At 51.0% G+C, this 18,639-nt stretch carries 17 protein-coding genes; 1 reads left to right on the forward strand and 16 read right to left on the reverse strand.

The window, feature by feature from the left end; all coding sequences use genetic code 11:
- Position 1: 1 nt before the first annotated feature.
- The 13 genes from csaB to tkt form a co-directional block, all read right to left on the reverse strand.
- Positions 2–1,108: a polysaccharide pyruvyl transferase CsaB gene (gene csaB, locus OEL90_RS06735; RefSeq protein WP_291403916.1), complete on the reverse strand. Its 1,107-nt coding sequence runs from the start codon at positions 1,106–1,108 to the stop codon at positions 2–4.
- Positions 1,095–3,299, reverse strand: a complete 2,205-nt coding sequence (locus OEL90_RS06740; RefSeq protein WP_291403918.1) for a DUF5693 family protein — start codon at positions 3,297–3,299, stop codon at positions 1,095–1,097. The genes csaB and OEL90_RS06740 overlap by 14 nt, the downstream gene beginning before the upstream one ends.
- 65 nt (positions 3,300–3,364) lie before the next feature.
- On the reverse strand, positions 3,365–3,904 hold the full coding sequence (locus OEL90_RS06745) for a hypothetical protein (protein ID WP_291403920.1): 540 nt from the start codon (positions 3,902–3,904) through the stop codon (positions 3,365–3,367).
- Positions 3,905–3,992: 88 nt separating this feature from the next.
- Entirely contained in the window at positions 3,993–4,370 is a 378-nt protein-coding gene (locus tag OEL90_RS06750) for a type II toxin-antitoxin system PemK/MazF family toxin (protein ID WP_291403922.1), read from the reverse strand.
- Positions 4,357–4,680 (reverse strand): hypothetical protein, encoded by a 324-nt coding sequence (locus tag OEL90_RS06755; RefSeq protein WP_291403924.1) that lies wholly within the window; start codon positions 4,678–4,680, stop codon positions 4,357–4,359. The genes OEL90_RS06750 and OEL90_RS06755 overlap by 14 nt, the downstream gene beginning before the upstream one ends.
- Before the next feature lie 139 nt (positions 4,681–4,819).
- Positions 4,820–6,004 (reverse strand): alanine racemase, encoded by a 1,185-nt coding sequence (gene alr, locus OEL90_RS06760; protein WP_291403926.1) that lies wholly within the window; start codon positions 6,002–6,004, stop codon positions 4,820–4,822.
- A gap of 114 nt (positions 6,005–6,118) precedes the next feature.
- Positions 6,119–7,666 carry an NAD(P)H-hydrate dehydratase gene (locus tag OEL90_RS06765; protein WP_291403928.1) on the reverse strand — a complete coding sequence of 516 codons (1,548 nt, stop codon included), beginning with the start codon at positions 7,664–7,666 and terminating at the stop codon, positions 6,119–6,121.
- Positions 7,667–7,675: 9 nt separating this feature from the next.
- Positions 7,676–8,050 (reverse strand): holo-ACP synthase, encoded by a 375-nt coding sequence (gene acpS, locus OEL90_RS06770; RefSeq protein ID WP_291403930.1) that lies wholly within the window; start codon positions 8,048–8,050, stop codon positions 7,676–7,678.
- 248 nt (positions 8,051–8,298) lie between these two features.
- Positions 8,299–9,006: an anaerobic ribonucleoside-triphosphate reductase activating protein gene (locus OEL90_RS06775; protein WP_291403932.1), complete on the reverse strand. Its 708-nt coding sequence runs from the start codon at positions 9,004–9,006 to the stop codon at positions 8,299–8,301.
- On the reverse strand, positions 9,006–11,114 hold the full coding sequence (locus OEL90_RS06780; protein ID WP_291403934.1) for a ribonucleoside triphosphate reductase: 2,109 nt from the start codon (positions 11,112–11,114) through the stop codon (positions 9,006–9,008). Before OEL90_RS06780 ends, OEL90_RS06775 begins: the two co-directional genes overlap by 1 nt.
- A gap of 409 nt (positions 11,115–11,523) precedes the next feature.
- Positions 11,524–12,228: an LrgB family protein gene (locus OEL90_RS06785; protein ID WP_300687626.1), complete on the reverse strand. Its 705-nt coding sequence runs from the start codon at positions 12,226–12,228 to the stop codon at positions 11,524–11,526.
- A complete protein-coding gene (locus OEL90_RS06790; RefSeq protein ID WP_300687627.1) occupies positions 12,225–12,587 on the reverse strand; it encodes a CidA/LrgA family protein in 363 nt (120 codons plus the stop codon). Before OEL90_RS06790 ends, OEL90_RS06785 begins: the two co-directional genes overlap by 4 nt.
- Before the next feature lie 108 nt (positions 12,588–12,695).
- A complete protein-coding gene (gene tkt / locus OEL90_RS06795) occupies positions 12,696–14,687 on the reverse strand; it encodes a transketolase (RefSeq protein WP_291403939.1) in 1,992 nt (663 codons plus the stop codon).
- 122 nt (positions 14,688–14,809) lie between these two features.
- Here tkt and OEL90_RS06800 point away from each other — a divergent pair, with 122 nt between their 5' ends.
- Positions 14,810–15,370 carry an HD domain-containing protein gene (locus OEL90_RS06800; protein ID WP_291403941.1) on the forward strand — a complete coding sequence of 187 codons (561 nt, stop codon included), beginning with the start codon at positions 14,810–14,812 and terminating at the stop codon, positions 15,368–15,370.
- Positions 15,371–15,491: 121 nt separating this feature from the next.
- Here the strand turns inward: OEL90_RS06800 and OEL90_RS06805 are convergent, their stop codons facing one another.
- The 3 genes from OEL90_RS06805 to OEL90_RS06815 form a co-directional block, all read right to left on the reverse strand.
- Positions 15,492–16,412: a pseudouridine-5'-phosphate glycosidase gene (locus OEL90_RS06805; protein WP_307730896.1), complete on the reverse strand. Its 921-nt coding sequence runs from the start codon at positions 16,410–16,412 to the stop codon at positions 15,492–15,494.
- Positions 16,413–16,480: 68 nt separating this feature from the next.
- Positions 16,481–17,584, reverse strand: coding sequence for a PfkB family carbohydrate kinase (locus OEL90_RS06810; RefSeq protein ID WP_291403943.1), 1,104 nt, complete (start codon positions 17,582–17,584; stop codon positions 16,481–16,483).
- A 277-nt stretch (positions 17,585–17,861) separates the two neighbouring features.
- Entirely contained in the window at positions 17,862–18,638 is a 777-nt protein-coding gene (locus tag OEL90_RS06815) for a 3'(2'),5'-bisphosphate nucleotidase CysQ family protein (protein ID WP_291403945.1), read from the reverse strand.
- Position 18,639: the final 1 nt, after the last annotated feature.

The following is an 18,639-nucleotide window of genomic DNA, read 5'->3' on the forward strand; positions in this document are numbered from 1 at the left end:
CTTAATTCCCTCCCAGCAATTTCACAAGTTCGCGCTCGTTAATGTCAAGCCTGGACTTCAGGTCCTCAACAGCTGAGATGAGAGTCGCGCGATCTGTTTCTGTGTTTTCAAGCTTTTCCAAGATGCCTCGGGTCAACTGCTCAGGTTCAAAATCTTTCACTGCGCCAAAGGTCGACTGCCCTATTGCTTTCATAAAATAGTCAATTTTAGGATCGTAGGATAATGCAATCAGAGGCGTCCCCGCTACTGCAGAAAATATCAATGCATGGAGCCTGACCCCGACCAGCAGATCCATGGTATGAATCACGCTCAGTATTTCCTGGATGGAATGACGCTCCACCAAGGCATGGATCCGTCCTCCAAACTTCGCCTCCAGGCGCTGAATCACTTCCAGATCCTCTGAAAAATGAAAAGGCAGCAATATTACAGCACATTGTTTTTCCAACAGGGTTTCTACAACACTGCAAAGGGCATTAAAAGCGTGCTGATCCCTGAAATCTTTCGATCTCAAAGCAAAGGCGACGCGCTTCACAGGAGACTGCAAATCGAGACCGGCTTTTTCAAGAATAGTCTCTCCAATACCTGTGCCCGGACAATCCATGTCAATGACGGGATCCGCCGTGACAAAAAGACGATCAGGCCGTATCCCCATTTGAATCAAATCCGTCTTTGAGTTTTCTTCCCTCACAGTGATGACATCCGCTCGATTCAAAATCCATTTTGTCAGAAAGCGATTCAATGGCTTCTGGATCGGACCTATCCCCTGACTATAGACCATGACGCGTTTTCCAAGCAAGCTGGCAGCCAGGAGAATCATAAGATAGTAATGGATGCTCAGTCTGCCTGTAACATCCTGGATCAGGCTCCCGCCGCCACTGATCAGGGTATCACATTTCAAGACGGCATTGAACACCTTCAAAGGATGTGCACGTTTCACAGCTTTTATGCCGTATAAAGTCTGAGTCCGCTCCGGGTTTGCAGACAAGACCGTAATCTGTGCCTCAGGCACCGCATTTTGGATTCTTTTCAGCATAGTATCCAGAATAGCCTCATCACCAATATTTCCAAATCCATAATAACCTGAAATCAGAAGATTATGCCTGGTCATTGTCACGGCCCCTTTGCCACTTTGCATACAACCCTTCCACCAGCCACTTGTCCAGAATCAGAAGAATGACCACTGCCACAACGCCAAGTACGACGCCAAAGCCAAGGGCATAAAGTTCTCTTACTGTGGACAGATAGAGCGGCGACCGCAGATGCGAAAACGTATTGACTACGGAGGAGTAGCCAAGGGACGCGATGAGAACAAGCGGCAAAATCAGAGCTTTGCGTTTCTTGGCTGCCATTGCAGCCACCATCATCACCGCAGGAAATGCCATGAGGAATTCCTTCGTTCTAGGCCGTGCCAGAAGCATTTGTTCCAATGTATTTCTGAAAATCATTTCGAGGGTTGACGGCTGAAGGTCTGTTTCATGGCCGGATCGCGCAATATAAACATAGGCGACGACTGCCGCTGCGCCAAGTATGGCCACATGCTTCATTTTAATGCTGGCATCCAGAAGCCTTAGCAAATCCTTCCAATAAACGGTCCCGCTCTTTTCAACTGCTGATTGATCCTCAGACTTGCGGCCATACCCAAATTTCAGGATATAGAAGATTGCCGCCACCGCGACAGGCGTACCCAACGATAATTTGACGCCCCTGAAGTAATCCATTTCAAGAAGGTAGGCGGATGACGAAAGAAATCCGCCAATATAATACCCACCCACTAAAGACATGACAAAAGTCACAATTAAAAGGAAAACCGCTTTTCTGATAATCCCCGTAAGACTGTAGACCGTCCTGGTGTCATAAATTTTTTTGAGCTGATCCAATAAAATATAGACGGACAGCGCAGGGAATATAAGGCTGGATGCAAGTCCAAGAAGTGTTGTCGCTAAATTCGGCGCAACAAACAGCGCACCGGTGAGCCCCAAGGTTCCCAGTGCCGCGAGCGCCGCTCCGACAGGCAATGACACGCTTGCCATCTGAGAGAGAAGCCATACCGCGGCTGCGACCAGACCCATGCCTGAAATCAGCTTCAAAGACAGAGAAGGCGCATTAAAGCCCATAACGCCAGCATCACCAAAGGACAGTCCATGAGCCGCAATGCGCGTCTCGAGTGAATTGAACATTCTCTCATATTCATTACGGTCTGTCAGATAAACACGGTCATTTTCCAAAAACGGCCTCATATAGATACTTCGTATGTTGCGCTCTGTAATCGCTCGGTAGAGTGTATTTTCAATCTCTTCAGAGCCTTCATAATTGTAGATGCCAATTCTTTTTTGAATATAACGGACGACCGGGAACACCCGAACCGCCTTATAATGGCTGTTCTCCGCGACATACTCTCCGCCTCGCGTCTCAACGTGTCCGAGCTGATTCCCCGCCTCTATCAGGCTGGTGGATAATCCAAGTCTGTCCAGAGTCTGAATCAGACGATCCAGGGACATCACCTCTTCCCCATTATAGCCAATGACTTCCTGACCGCTGTAAATGATATAAGTCGTCTCAAAGCCATAGCTCAAAAAATCCTCTTCAAAGGCCTCCAGGGCCAGGTCTGGATTCAGCGGATTGTTGATGGGGCGCGGCAAAACCTCGAGGCCGCCTGCACGCACTGCTTCAATTTTAACCGGATCAAAGCCAATGCCGATTCGGTCGAGAAGACTGCTTGTGTAAACATCCGGCCGCTCAACGACTTTGCCGTCAGCACCAGTCATGATCCTGCCGGTTTCGAACAGCGCCTGCTCGACAGTGCCATCTATGACGAACCAGGTTGTCTCCGGACTGCTGTAAGTCTTATAAAAATTTTTTCCCAATCTTGAGCTCAAGCCGGTTTCTATAAAATCCGCAGTCTCCGGATCCGAAGTCTCCACCACTAAATCATATTGGTCTGCCTTACTGCCGGCGAGGTCTGATGCCAGTTGAGCCGGTAAGCCCTGGTCCCAATGGCTCTCAGAAATGAACTCGAGCTGTGTAGCGTAAGAGACTGCCCTGCCCTGAGCTTTCAGACTCTTAATTGTTTCTTCATTCAATGCCACGTGACGCACGCCTAGCTCTGCGAAAAATGTCATCCAGTTTTCAAAGGTCGCTCCGGACTGAATGGCCATTTCATTAAACTCATCGTAATCCAGGACTATATCCACGCTCCTGGCCTGACGTTCTGCTTTTGCTCTGGACACGTCGAGAAGGCCCGTCGCAATCAAGCTCAGGGCCATCATAATCAACACTATTTTCTTCAAAGTTTTATCCATTTTACCGTACGCTCCTCATCTGGCGGTTGATTCTTTCCACTTAAATTCAGTACCCAATATCGCGGTTACTGAGCCGCCTTAGTGACGGTATATTGTCCTGCGATCATGAGCCAGGCTCTATCTACAATTTTCATGCCGCGACCGTCATTTTTAGGGATGATGATCAGGTGATTCAGCGGTACTTTTGTACCTAACCCGAGACCTGTGCCGCCGGTAACGTCAGGCAGATCATTCTCTGCAGCAATGGCCGTCGCAGCGCCGCCCCTTAAGATAACTTGAGTGTTTTCCCCGAAAGTCACCAGATCTCCATCTGCAAGCTCTACGACTGCAAAAGCGGGCGGTGCGCCTGGTGCTGCCGGACCTGATCCTGAGCCCGTTTCAGTGACGGCTTCAACGTCGTCCACACGGTCGCTCAACAGCTCAAGTTTTTTATCAATCACCGCTGAAATTTCTGACAGTCTTTTTTCCACGAAGCTCTTTGTCACAACCGGATCCGTAGATGTCCCGGGATCACCGGAGGTCGCGACTGAAACCGCTCCAAAAAGCGCAAGCGCCATAATAGCGCCAAGTGCCATGTGTCCCAGATTTTTTATCACTTTGTTCAATTTTTTACCCCCTACAACCCTTGCATTGGCGTGCCCTGCAAATGGTTGAGATTCCCATATTCAAAATCTCAATGTGAGAGGCCTCCAGCTAACGCCGGACGCCTCCGCCAATATCATATAGTCCTAAGCTGACCAATAAAGCCACATCTATCTTTTCCATAACTTCAGGACTTAACGCCCCGAGCTTTTGGATCAGTCTCTTCTTGTCAATGGTACGGATCTGTTCAAGAAGTACAACAGAATCCTTGACGAGGCCCAGCTCATCTTTTGAAATTTCCACGTGGGTTGGCAGCTTTGCCTTGCTGATTTTGCCTGTGATGGCAGAAATAATAACAGTTGGGCTGTATTTGTTTCCCACGTCGTTCTGAATGATCAGTACAGGTCTTTGCCCCCCTTGCTCGGACCCTACGACAGGACTCAAATCAGCGAAAAATACATCACCGCGCTTTACGTTAGAAAAAGGCATCTTCGTCCTCATCTTCTTCAAGCATGTGTTCGTAACGCTCATAGGTACAATTGTCACAACGGAAGCCGACTTCACAGTAGTCCAGATTAAAGCTGGCCATAGTCTGATAACCGCTTTCGAGTTCAAAAACCTTCTCTTCGAGCAGCTTTCGCAGACTTTCTACGCGTGAGTCAAAGCATACGACAAAGTCGCTTTCATAATAGCATTTGATGTCCGGATCGTTCTTAATATCATCTATGATATCTTCCGGGTACTCAAGTCTTGTCAGGCAATGACTCTTGCCATGCATGCCCATGACCTCTTCGCTCATTCTGAACACCTCCTGTCTGACCTGGGGGATCGATTCAATTTATTTTACACCATCCGGACGTGTTCGTAAAGTCCAGTGCCATGTAAACACAACTACCAAATGAAATCTGTAACTATAATATCCTATAAGATAAAATTTCCTATCTGATCATAGACACATAGTCTTTAACCGCTGTGATCTCGCCACCTCGGACGTAAACTCTCGGCACCCGTTTGTCAATCATACAGACCATTTCATAATTGATTGTCCCAAGCTTGTCTGCGAGGATTTCAACAGGCAGCGCATTCCCCTCACCATCTTCGCCAAAGAGAATGGCCACGTCCCCGGACTTTGCGTCAAGGCCGGTCACATCAAACATGCACTGGTCCATACAAATTCGGCCGGTGAGAGGTCTAAGCTGACCTTTAAATAAAACTTCACCTTTTCCGCTGAGCATACGCGTGTAACCATCGGCATAACCTAGAGGCATTGTCGCGATTTCCTCTGCGCCATGAGTAACGTATTTCAACCCATAACTGATCCCGCTGCCGGCCTCGAGGGTCTTGACATGGGAGAGACAGGCTTTCAGGCTCATAACCGGCTTCAGGACGACGCGGTCTTTTATCACATCCTGAGACGGATAGAGGCCGTAGAGCATAATCCCCGCCCGCACCATATTGTAGTTGAGCTCAGGCAAATCAATGATGGCAGCGCTGTTTGACACATGATGGATCGGAATCGTGAGACCGCCAGCCTCAAGCCCTTTCACCACAAAATTATATTTTTCAACCTGCTTCATTGTGTAGGCTTTATCCACCTCATCAGCAACGGCAAAGTGCGTGAAGATCCCTTCAATCATTAGGCCCGGGAGCTTAGAAATCTCGAGAATTTCCCGGATCGTCTCTTCACTGGCAGGCATCCCGATTCGGTGCATGCCCGTGTCGAGCTTGATATGCACCCGGATCTCCACGCCATTCCTGACGGCAGCTTCTGATAGAGGCTTCGCATGGGCCATGCTGTAAATGGTCTGAATGATGCGGTTGGCAGCTACCTGATCGTAAAGATGCGACGGCGTGTAGCCCAGCACCATGATGTCCGTTTCCGGAAATGCCTGGCGCAGCTGCAGCGCTTCATTGAGAACCGCGACAGCAAGTCTGTCCGCGCCGGCTGCGAGCAGTGCCCTGGAGGATTCAACCGCGCCGTGACCATAGGCATCCGCCTTGACGACCGCCATGACCATGGCATCCTTCCTGGTCAGCCGTCTGACTTCTCTCAAGTTGTGTGACAGGTGCTCCAGATTGATTTCCGCCCAAACGGGTCTTGGAATTAGGGTTAAATCGATCATATTTATGCCTCCATCTTATTGGATTGAGCGATACTGAGTAGGATCGCTATTGACGACTGCGCAGTAAAGCGAAATTTTAACCAGTAGTGCGTCCTGTTATGTTTTAACTGGATCCTAAGCCTCTACCAATTCTCGAATAGCTTTGGTCAATCCAAATACCAAATCGCCCGCAAGCAGACCATGCTCCCCGCGCTCAGCCACCATGAGGTCCCCGGCCCGGCCATGCAGATAAACGCCAATCACAGCGGCGCCTACTGGATCGAGTCCCTGAGCGATCATGCTCGTGATGACGCCGGTCAGCACATCACCGCTGCCGGCAGTGGCCATGCCCGAATTGCCATTGATATTGACATAAACTTCGCCATCCGGTGTTGCGATGACCGTGCGCGCGCCCTTGAGCACCGTTACGGTTTTCCAGGTCTTTGAAAACTGAACCGCCGTCCCGATGGGATCCTCGTTGATTTCCTCTGCACTGAGCCCAGTCAGACGACACATTTCTCCGACATGTGGCGTTAGAACCACCGGGCACTTTTTGTTTTCCAGCCAGTGAAGGCTCTTTGAAAGGGCGTTGATGCCGTCTGCGTCAATGACCATAGGCACTTCCGATTCATTCAGGAGGCGTTTAATAAGCTCTGAAATCTCGGCGTTGACGCCGCATCCGGGACCAATAGCGATGACATCCGGCCAGCAGGTATCCTCAATAATCTTTTGGAAATTGCTGATGCCTATGACCCCACGGCGAACTTCGGACATTGGCACAGTGATGACTTCCGGAACGCTGGTCGTGATCAGCGTATTCAAACTTTCGGGGATATAGAGCTTCAGCAGTCCCATGCCGGACCTGAGCGCCGCACGACAGGCCAAAATTGCAGCGCCGGCCATACCGATGGATCCGGCGATGATCTGCCCCTTGCCGTAGTCGCCTTTATGTGAGTTGCGCTTTCGATGCGGAATCAGCGGCGTGATGATGTCGCTTGTAATCAAATTGTATTTGATGCCGACCTTTTCAATGATGACATCCGGCACGCCTATGCCTTTGATGATGACCTCACCGTTGTAATCTGAACCTGGAAACAAAATGTTTCCGACCTTAGAAATGACCAGCGCAATGGTCTTGTCCGCATCAATGGCCGTGCCCAAAACGTGGCCTGTATTGCCGTCGATACCGGAAGGCAGGTCTACGGACAGCACTTGATGGGCCATCTCGTTAATGGCATCTATGGTGCGTTCGTAAATGCCCTCTACTCTTCTCGATATGCCCGTTCCAAATATGGCGTCGACAATCAGGTTCCCTGGCCTCAGAAAACGCTCAAATGCCAGGATGCTGGCGTCATCTTTAATTTCGTCTATTTGAAACTCAAGCTTTTTGAGAATGGAATAGTTCAACATGGAGTCGTGATTCAGCTCAGACACTTCTCCAACTACGAAGACTTTGACGGGTACGTTCAGGTTGAAGAGATGGCGCGCAATGACGAAGCCGTCGCCGCCGTTGTTCCCGGGACCGCAGACAATAACAGCTTTCTGGAACTCATTTCTCATCTTCATTATTTCATCTACGACGACCTTACCGGCATTCTCCATGAGGACAATGCTGGGGATCCCGTATTCGTCTATGGCCTTTCGGTCAATCTGCTGCATCTGATGATTCATAGCGAGTCTCATAATTCTATGTTACCTCCTTTGACCTGTTGCGAAAGCCAGAGCTTGTGTTTTTGAATGGGAAAGCGAAATCAGAATCTCTTCTATTTCCAGGTGCTCGGCGAGGGCTGCCGCCGGACCCGACAGCCTGACATAGGGCTTTCCAGACGTCTCTCTCAGAATCTCAATATCCTTCCATGACAGTCCTGTTATGCCCGTTCCCAAAACCTTCAGTACAGCTTCTTTACCGGCAAAATTCGCGGCTATGCTGGCAGTGTCCATGCCACGGGATTCAAATAAATCGAGTTCATTCCTTGTAAATACCCGTTCCAAAAACCGGCTGTGACGCGATATAGCGCGCCGGATTCTATCAATTTCTATTAAATCTGTACCAATGCCAGTCAGCATATTATTCCTCCAGCAGTCACTTCTGCAGTCTGAAGCAGTCGCATTTTTGCCACCTATAGTATAATCTTTTTTATTTTATTTGTATATCCATACTTCGAAAGAGGAAATAGGAGTCGATAGGCACCAGCCGCTGACAACCGCTTCCTCATATTCAGGTCCGCCGCCGCTCGTCAATAAAAAAGCCTCCGGAACTGTGTCCCGGAGACCTTTGGCTTTCTGGTTTTCTTTCTCGCTTTCTTGCTTTCTCACTAATAACCCGTTCTCAATTCAATATTGACACCCGGAATGTCGTGCTCCAGCTGAGTCTTCCAGGCTTCCAGGGTTCCCATGGGCGGAGACGCAAGGGCCTCCGCCTCAGGAATCACAGGTGCAGGCTTATAAGCTTGAAGCACCCATCTCCCCGCTCCCGCAACGCGCAGCCCAATCTGCCGGACTTCTTCGTAATCGTGCAGCGGAAAGACCACCGTTGTCCTGAATTCGTGCGCCACCGCTGAGCCCATCAGCAAATCCACGCTCTGCTCAACTGCAGCCCGATCCCTCGTTTTGCCGCCGGTAACACGCTCATGGCGGTCCGCTGAGCTTTTAACATCCATGGCCACATAATCCAGAAGCCCCTTGTCGAGAAGGCGTTTCAGCACCTCCGGCCGAGTTCCGTTGGTATCCAGTTTGATCTTGTACCCCAGCTTTCGAATCTCCACGACTGCCGCTTCAAGTCCCGGCTGCAGCGTAGGCTCGCCACCGCTGATTACCACGCCGTCACACAGTCCGGCCCGTTTCTCCAGATGCGCCATGACGGTGCCTTTTGTCAGCGTCTCAGCAGATGGCAAAATCAGCGGCCTGTTGTGACAGTATGGGCAATTGAAGTTGCATCCTGTCGCAAACAGTACCGTGGCGACCTCGCCCGGAAAGTCGATCAGCGTCGTCTTGATGAGTCCTCCGATCGCCATGGTTTTCATTAGTTCGCCACCTCAAACTCGACGCGCTCCTCATACTCCTGCTGCTTGCCGTCGTTCCAGTTCTGGACCGGTCTGTGATACCCGACGACCCGCGACCAGACTTCCGTGACCTCGCCGCATTCCGGACAGGTTTTCTGCTCGCCGCGAAGGTATTTGTGCGTCGGGCAAATGCTGAAAGTCGGCGTGATAGTAAAATACGGCAGCCTGTAGCGGCTTGAAACCTTGTGAATCAGAGATTTGAGCGCCTCTTTCGAGTCGATCTTTTCAGGGATGAAGGCGTGGAACACCGTCCCGCCGGTATAGCGCGTCTGAAGGCTGTCCTGATGATCCAGCGCGTCGAACAGATCCGGCGTGTAGCCTACCGGGAGCTGGGTGCTGTTGGTATAATACGGAACGTCTTTGCCGGCCGTAATGATCTCAGGATATTTTGCGGTGTCGAGTCTCGCGAATCTGTAAGCCGTCCCCTCAGCAGGGCTCGCCTCCAGGTTGTAAAGGTGCCCCGTTGAAACCTGGAACCGCACCAGGACTTCGTTCATGAAGTCCAGTACACGCTCCGCCATTGCGCGTCCGGCTTCCGTCGTAATGTCCTCCCTGCCTTTGGTGAAGTTCTGAATGCACTCATTCATCCCATTTGGGCCGATGGTCGCAAAATGGTTAAACCAATACGCGCCATGTCCCTCGTAAATGTCCTGAAGATAGTATCTGGAATAGGGATACAGGCCCCGCTTCATATTGATTTCAAGAATGTCCCGCTTCAATTCCAGCGACGACTTCGCGATCTCCATCAGGCGCTCCAGGCGCTCACAGAGCTCATCGAAATCTCTGGAAAGGTAGCCCAGTCTCGCCATATTGATGGTGACGACCCCAATGGAACCCGTTTTTGGATTGGCGCCGAAAAGTCCGCCGCCACGCCGCCTCAGCTCGGTATTGTCGAGCCTGAGCCGGCAGCACATGGACCGAACATCCTCCGGATCCAGATCCGAGTTGACGAAGTTGCTGAAGTACGGAATGCCAAACTTGCCTGTCATCTCCATGATCTTGTCCGTGACCGGATTTGACCAGTCCCAGGAGCGGGTAATGTTGTAGGTAGGAATTGGGAAGGTGAAGACGCGTCCCTTGGCGTCGCCCTCCATCATGACCTCACAGAACGCCATGTTGATCATGTCCATTTCTGCCTGATACTCACCGTAGGCCTTGTCAAAGTGGTGCTTCCCGCCAATGATGACCGGGAGGTCCTTATGGGTGGAAGGCACCTCCTTATCCATGGTAATGTTGAAGAACGGCGTCTGGAAACCGACGCGCGTCGCGATGTTCATATTGAAGACAAAGGCCTGCATAGCCTGATAGACGTCGTCATAGCCCAGGTTGTCGTGGCGTACGAATGGTGCCAGCAGCGTATCGAAGTTGGAAATAGCCTGAGCACCTGCCGCTTCACCCTGCAGCGTATAGATAAAGTTGACCACCTGCATCAGCGCCGACTCAAAATGGTTCGGCGGTCCTGACTCGACTTTGCCCGGAACACCGCCGAAGCCTCTCAGCAGCAAGTCTTCGAGACTCCACCCGCAGCAGTAGGTCGACACGAGGCCAAGGTCATGAATGTGCAGATCCCCGTTCTCGTGGGCATTTCGAATAGTCTCGTCATAAACGTGGTGCAGCCAGAAAATCTGGGATGCCTTGGCAATAATATGGTTGTTCAGCCCCTGCAGACTGTAGCTCATGTTGGAATTCTCGCGGACCATCCAGTCGCTCTTGCCTATGTAGTCGTCAAACATATTGAGGATGTCCTTGACCGACTGGCGTTCCTCACGAATCTTCTTGTGTTCATAGCGGTATTTGATGTAGGTACGCGCCGTGTCGTGCTCGCCTATAGACATCAGCGTGTTTTCAACGAGATCCTGAACTTCTTCAACTTTAGGAATCCCGCCATCAAAAGCACGGCTTCCTGCAGCCTCGACCACATAGTCCGTCACGACCTCTGAAAGTTTCTTCAGACTGCTCCTCGATCTTTGGGGATGCGTGGCGACCAGCGCCTTCAAGACTGCCTGTTCAATCTTGGATCGATCAAAAAAAACGATCTCTCCGTTGCGCTTTTCAATACTCGTCATCATAGTCCTGGCAAGCCTCCCAACACAATATGTAGAATGTTTTTAGAATGTATACACTAGATATAGAACGCTATAGCCGAAAAAATCCCCCACCCTGTTCAAGCGGGAGTGCGGTGACCGTTTGTTCTTTGAACTTATCCTACCAAATTAAGGCTGTAAAATCAAGGTCATCCAAACGTCCAAATCGCCCTCTCAAATCTGTGGACAAGTCCCTTGAGACCTTATTATTGGCTGGTAAAATTGTGGAAATCTTTCAGTGCAGTTAACAAAATATTTTTTGTCTGCGTCCCCGATTTTGAGTGAGTGACTGTCACTAAGTTTGTTTCAGTGACAGGCACTCACTACAATTCAGACACAATTTAAAAAATGTGCCGATGGTCATTTGAACGACCATCGGCACAATGTCCTTGCTCTAAGTGCCCAGCAGACTCCTGATCAGACTGGCCAGCAGCACCGTCGCCACGCCGGTCAGCCCCATGGAGAGGCCGCTCGCCGCCCCTGCTTCGCTGCTGATCTCAATAGCCTTGGCGGTGCCGACCCCATGGGAAGCTGCCCCAAGGGCGATCCCCTTGGCAGTTTCATTGCGAATGCGCGCTATCCTGAATACAGCAGTGGACACAGAAGCGCCAAACACTCCGGTGATGATCACCGATGCCACGGTGATGGCGGTGATCCCCCCAAACATCTTGGTCACCTCAATAGCCATGGGATTGGTAATGGACTTTGGCATCAGCGAGACAATCAACTCCGGCGACAGGCCAAAGACTTTGGAAAATCCATAAACCGTCCCCGCGGAAATCACAATGCCCGACGCAATGCCCGCTGAAATTGGCAGGAGATGCGTCATCAGGGTTTTGCGGCTCTGATAGAGCGGGACTGCCAACATGACCACCACCGGACCCAGGAACCAGGTCACCGTCTTGCCCGCCTGATCATAAGGCTCATTGGGAAGCTGAAACAACAGGATCCCGCCAATCAACAGCAAAGTCCCAATCAGGAAGGGATTGAGCAGGGACACACGGACGCGTCCGCTCACCCACCAGCCAAAGGCATAGGCCGCGAGCGTCACACCCCAGACAATGGCCAATATAGGAAATTCAGATAAAACCTCTGTCACGAGCGCACCTTCTCTCTTTTCGCCAGCCACTGCACGATCCAGCCGACGCCTACCATCACTGCCAGGTTGGACAGGATCAGCAGAAACGTCATCTCCATCCAGATAGGCGCGATCAAATCCACCGCCCCAAGAAAACCTACGCCCAGCGGAATAAAGAAAAAGCTCATATGTTTCAGGAACAAACCTGTCACAGGGGTAAGCCATTCCATTTTCACCAAGCCTGTCATAAGCAGCACAAACAGCATCAGCATCCCGAGAATGCTCCCGGGGATTAAAATAATGGGTTCGATCAGACGACTCAGCGCGTTTCCGGCTTCAAATATGAGCCAAATCAGCCCGAACGCCATGAAATACTTCAAACGACACACCTCCAAATTCCAAACACGACTGAAAATTTCCAGTCTTTTCATCAAAAGAAACGGCCGCCATCACTTGGAAGCCGTTTCCTATGATATATCAAGTTGTATTTACTTGGCAAGATACGCGAGGATCCGATCCGCCACTTTGTCCGGGGTAAATCCAAAATGAGCCATGACAGCCTCTCCCGGTCCGGACTCTCCGAAACGGTCAATGCCTATGGTCAGCCCCCCAAGGCCTGCAAACCGTTCCCAGCCCAGCGTTCTGCCCATCTCAATGGTAACCCGCTTCTCAACCGCCTTCGGAAGAACTGTTTCAATATAAGCAGGGCTTTGCTCAAGAAACTGCTCCACACAAGGCATGCTGACAACCCTCGGGTCCTTTCCCAGCGTCCTGAGCTTCAAAGCCGCCTTAACGGCCAATTCCACTTCAGAGCCCGTTGCCATCAAAATCAGCTCCGGCTTTTCTCCCTCTTCAGACAAAATCACATAGGCCCCCCGATCGACCTGCGGATCCCGCTCTCCGAGACTGCCGAGGGTCTGCCGCGTCAAGATCAGCGCTGAAGGTCCTTCGACGCGCTTCAAAATCTCGATCCAGCTCGCAGCGGTCTCGATCCCGTCCGCCGGACGATAGACAAATAAATTCGGTATAGACCTGAGCAGCAGCAGGTGCTCGATTGGCTGGTGTGTCGGCCCGTCTTCCCCGACGGCTATACTGTCATGAGTGAAGACGTAAACCACCGGTACGCCCATGATCGCGGACAGGCGGATTGAAGGCTTCATATAATCGGCAAAGACCAGGAACGTCGAACCAAAGACCCGCAGCCCCCCATGCAGCGCCATGCCATTCAGGATCGCGCCCATGGCATGCTCCCTGACGCCAAAATTAATGTTCGCGCCTCCGCGGTTCATACGGCCAAAGTCGCCCTTGCCCTTCAGATAAGTCTTCGTGGAGCTGTTGAGGTCCGCCGACCCCCCCATCAGGTTTGGCGCCAGCCTGACCAGCGCGTTCATGACTTCTCCGCCTACGCTGCGCGTCGCGTCGGCTTTATCAAAGAGCCTGTAGAAGGACGCAGCGTCAAAGCTGTCATGCATCAGTTCATAGTCAAACCACTGCTTCCACTGCGCCGCCTTTTCGGGATAATTTTGAATATAGGATTCGACTTTTTCCTCCCACATGAACCGGTCGATCTCTCGCCGGTCAATAATGTCATTCATGTAGGCGAGAACCTCTTCAGGCACGTTGAAAAACTCATCCGGATCCGCCTCCATATGCCGCTTCGTCATAGCGAGCTCCTCCGCGCCGAGCGGCGCGCCGTGGGCAGCGGATTTTCCCGCCTTATTCGGACTGCCGTAGCCGATAGTCGTCTTCACCGAAATCAGCGACGGTCTCGACGTATCCAGCTTCGCCTCGCGGATCGCATCATGGATAGCCTTCAAATCATTGCCGTCCCCAACTCTCAATACGTGCCAGCCATAAGCGTCAAATCGCTTGAGGACATCCTCCGTAAAGGTGATTTCCGTACCGCCGTCAATGGTAATCCCATTGTCGTCATAGAGGACAATCAGTTTTCCAAGCCTCAGATGCCCGGCAAGGGAAGCCGCTTCAGAGGCGACCCCTTCCATCAGGTCGCCATCACCCGCCAAGACATAGGTATAATGGTCCACCAGATTAAAGTCCTGCGTATTGAATTCCTCAGCCAGCCTCATCTCAGCAACTGCCATGCCAACGGCATTGCCAAAGCCCTGTCCCAGAGGTCCGGTAGTCGTTTCAACCCCAGGCGTCACATCAAATTCTGGATGCCCGGGCGTCAGACTTCCAATTTGTCTGAATTTCTTCAAGTCCTCCAGGGTGACCTCATAGCCAAAAAGGTGGAGCAGACTGTAAAGCAGCGCGGAGCCATGCCCCGCGGAAAGTACGAATCGATCGCGATCAGCCCAATGCGGGTCTGTGGCGCTGCCTTTCAAAAAGTCCTTCCAGAGGACATAGGCCATAGGCGCCGCGCCCATAGGAAGCCCGGGATGTCCTGAATTTGCTTTTTCAACCGCATCCGCTGACAATAAGCGGATGGTTTTAATGACTTCTTGGTCCATTGCGTACATATTGACACCTCCCAATGAATCTCTTTTATATATACACCATCTCAGAACTTTGAAACTTCATCTGAAAGGCGTATAATAAAATGGTTGGGACATTCAGACAACCTACTGGGAGGCGTCATGTCATGAAACTCTATGAAGCCATTCACACCATCATGAAGGCACATCAGGGTCAGATCCGCAAACTGGATGGAGACCCCTACGCCGTGCATCCCATCGAAGTCTCTCTCATGGTTTCGAAGTGGGGCGCGGATGAAAGCGTGGTCATTGCCGCCTTGCTGCATGATGTCGTCGAAGACACAATATGGACGCTTGATGAAGTGGCCGCACAGTTTGGCTCAGATGTCGCCGCTCTGGTCGCCTTTTGCTCAGAGTATGATAAATCTCAGGCCTGGAGTGTCAGAAAACAGGCTATGATTGAAAAAGTCAGCCAGCCAGGTAATCTGGACGCGAAGCTCATTATTCTTGCGGATAAACTTTGCAATCTCAAAAGCATAGCCCGCAGCCTTGAGGAAATGGATGAAAGCGTTGTCTGGTCCAGCTTTAATGCGCCAAAGGAAGATCAGTACTGGTATTACAGGGAGATGACCCACGCACTTAAGGCTCTTGAGTCCAATCCCCTTTGCAGAGAGGATTATGCCTTGCTGACACGCATGATAGAAAAAATCTTCAATACACCGCTTTAAGGACAGTGTTCACGTCCGCATTTAAAGCCAGCATTTAGCACAAACTAAGAGGGACTGCCGCAAACTGATGTCAAATCAAGTTGCGGCAGTCCCTTATATTTTTTTGGCTTATCACACAGCCCTATAACTCGTTCACCGGCCCCAGCGCTTTGGCGATCTCCGCAGCCAGCTTCGCGTTATTCAGCACTAAGGCAATGTTGGATTCCAAGCTCTGACCCTCCGTCAGCGCCTTGACTTTGGCAAGCAGGAAAGGGGTAGACTCTTTGCCTCGGATGTGGTTTGCAGCAGCCTCTTCCAGCGCAGTCTCAATGGCGTCGTTGATCAGGTCCTCATCCATGGCAAAGGCTTCCGGAATCGGATTGGCAATGACGACGCCTCCGGTGAGTCCCAGAGCCCATTTCGTCCTTAAAATATCCGCTGCGTCTTCCGGCGATTCCAGCTTTGCATCTACGCGATAGCCGCTGGTGCGCGTGTAGAAAGCGGGGAAATCTTCTGTTTTATAACCCAGCACCGGCACGCCCATGGTCTCCAGGTATTCCAGAGTGAGGCCAATGTCCAAAATGGACTTGGCACCGGCACATACCACTGCCACGTTAGTTTTCCCGAGCTCCTGCAAATCCGCGGAGATGTCAAAGCTCTCGGAAGCGCCCCGGTGGACACCGCCTATACCACCTGTGGCAAAGACTCTAATTCCTGCCATTTCAGCCAGGATCATAGTCGTGGCAACGGTTGTAGCGCCGTTCAACTTTCTGGCCACCACAGTTGCCAGGTCTCTGCGGGAAACCTTAACCACATCGTCAGACTTTCCGAATTCTTCGATTTCCTCAGGCGTCAGACCAATCTTAAGCTTACCGCCCATGATGCCGATGGTCGCAGGAATCGCCCCCGCCTCCCTGACTTGCTCTTCAACTTCAAGGGCAGTCTGGACGTTCTGGGGATAGGGCATCCCATGTGAAATAATGGTGGACTCGAGAGCGACAACCGGAAGGCCCAGTGCAAGGGCTTCCGCCACCTCAGGATGGATATCAGGAATCAATTTCATAATATTATTTGCTCCTTTCTCTACTCGGCAGAGACTCTCCTAGTCTGATGCCGGTTACAGGGTTTCACTTACAGCCGATCTTCAATTTTATGGGCATTCAGTCGGTTCAACAGCAAATTTTCATTCAGATTCTGAGCAATGGCATCTGCGCTTTCAAGGGTCAATTCCGCCATAGACATGGCGCAATCCATTGCGGAGCGGTCATCAAGCTTGCTGATAGCGCTGTAAATGAGCCCCGCCATAAAAGCATCTCCCGCACCTGTGGCATTCGCGGATTTTACAGGCAGCGACCTGAAAAATTGAACCGTCTCACGGGTAGCGTAAAGCGCGCCTTGGGCTCCAATGCTGACAACGACACGCCGGATACCGTTTTCACACAGGACCTTCGCCGCTTTCTTCGCAGCGTCGAGGGTGTCCGTCTTCATTCCAGTCAGGGCCTCCAGCTCTTTTTGGTTGGGTTTCAGTGTATCTATACCCTCCAGGGCGCCTTTAAGCCGCTCGGATTTTGGAGCGGATACAGGATCTACATAAATAGGGATGTGACGATATTGAGACATCAGATAGGTCAGCGTCTTTTCCGGCAGGTTGGTGTCCGCTATGATGGCTGCCGCCCCGCTGAGCAGCGCGTCCTCCCGGCGCAGCGCTTCCACATCCAGCTGATCCATGACCGCCATACTCGAAAGCGCCAGCTTCATCTCCCCATCCGGTTCAATCATGGCCAGATAAAGAGAAGTGGACGCTCCGGGAATTTTCAGTGTGGCGCGCGTATCGATGCCCGCCTCTCTGCAGCGTTCCAGCAGCTGCTGGCCATAGAGGTCCTGACCAACCGCCGTCATAAGGTGAACTTCAAGTCCCAAGCGGGCCAGGTTTTCAGCGATATTGCGCCCTACTCCGCCAGGTGACAGCAGCGTCCGTCCAGGGTTGGACTCGCCCTCTAAAAAATCCCGGTCCGAGAAGCCCATCAGATCCATTGTCGCGCCGCCAATCACCACCACATAATCACCGGTATTCAAGATGTAGCCTTTTCCGGCAATCCAGCCTTTCTTGATCAGGTTCGAAATGTGTACCGCCACAGAGGACCGTTGAATCCCAAGTCGATCTGCAATCTCCTGCTGGGAGACCATAGGATTTTCACGGATAAGTTGGTAGATTTCTTGTTCTCTCTGAGTCATGCTTCACCTGCTTTCATAAATTGCTTCAGATCATTATTTGTAATCACTTGTTTACGTCGTAATCATTTGTTTATTTAATTATATAAACCTCTTCCTCATTTGTCAAGACTTCTAAAAAAATGACAATTGAAATATTAAGGGAGGGGGCAGGCGTCGATAGGCCCAAGCCACTGATACTAGCTTCCACCTATTTATCTGCATTCAAAAAAAACGTCCAAAATGTTGGTATCTCAACATTTTGGACGCACATTAATCACTGCATTTCCCTTAGAGCCTCTTATTCCAATCGATTCTCTGGGCGGTTTAAAATCAAAAATCCATTGTCATTCTTGATCTTCTTCGTGTTGTACTTGAAAAACGAGTGATCGAGCTGCCTGAAATAGCCCCCCGCCTCGGTCACGATCAGATCCACAGGTGCCGTGTCCCACACCATGGTGTGGCCGAAATTATAATAGATATCATAATCTCCACGGGCGATCAGGCAGCCTTTATAAGCGCTTCCCATTCTGTGAATGACGAGAATGCGCTCTGAGTGTTTGGCCAGAAGCTCAGCATAGCGAATGGTTTCATGGGATCTGGATTTCAAAGCATACAAGTCGACCAATCGCTCGGACACATGAAGCCGGGTAACCTGTCCCTCTTTTTCCATGAAGGCCCCTTCCCCGCGAATTGCGAAAAACAGTTCTTCCTTGACCGGCGCGTAGACGACGCCCATGACGATCTCACGTTCTTTGGCCAACGCTATATTTATCGTAAATTCACCATTTTTCTTGATGAATTCTTTAGTGCCGTCCAGCGGATCCACAATCCAGCAATACTCCTTTTCCAATCGGATCGGGTCATCAATGGATTCCTCCGACAGGAAGCCGTGATGAGGAAACGCGTGAATCAGTCTATCCAAAATGAGCGCGTTGGAAGCATAATCCGCTCTCGTCACAGGCGTATCATCACTTTTCAGAATTACTTCAATATCTTCAAAGTAAACCTCAAGAATTGCGCGCCCTGCTTCCAAAGCCGCCTTTCTGGCGACTTCCAGTTCATAGTCATACGCCATA

It is taken from the genome of Acidaminobacter sp. (assembly GCF_030247605.1).
Lineage (GTDB): Bacteria > Bacillota > Clostridia > Peptostreptococcales > Acidaminobacteraceae > Acidaminobacter.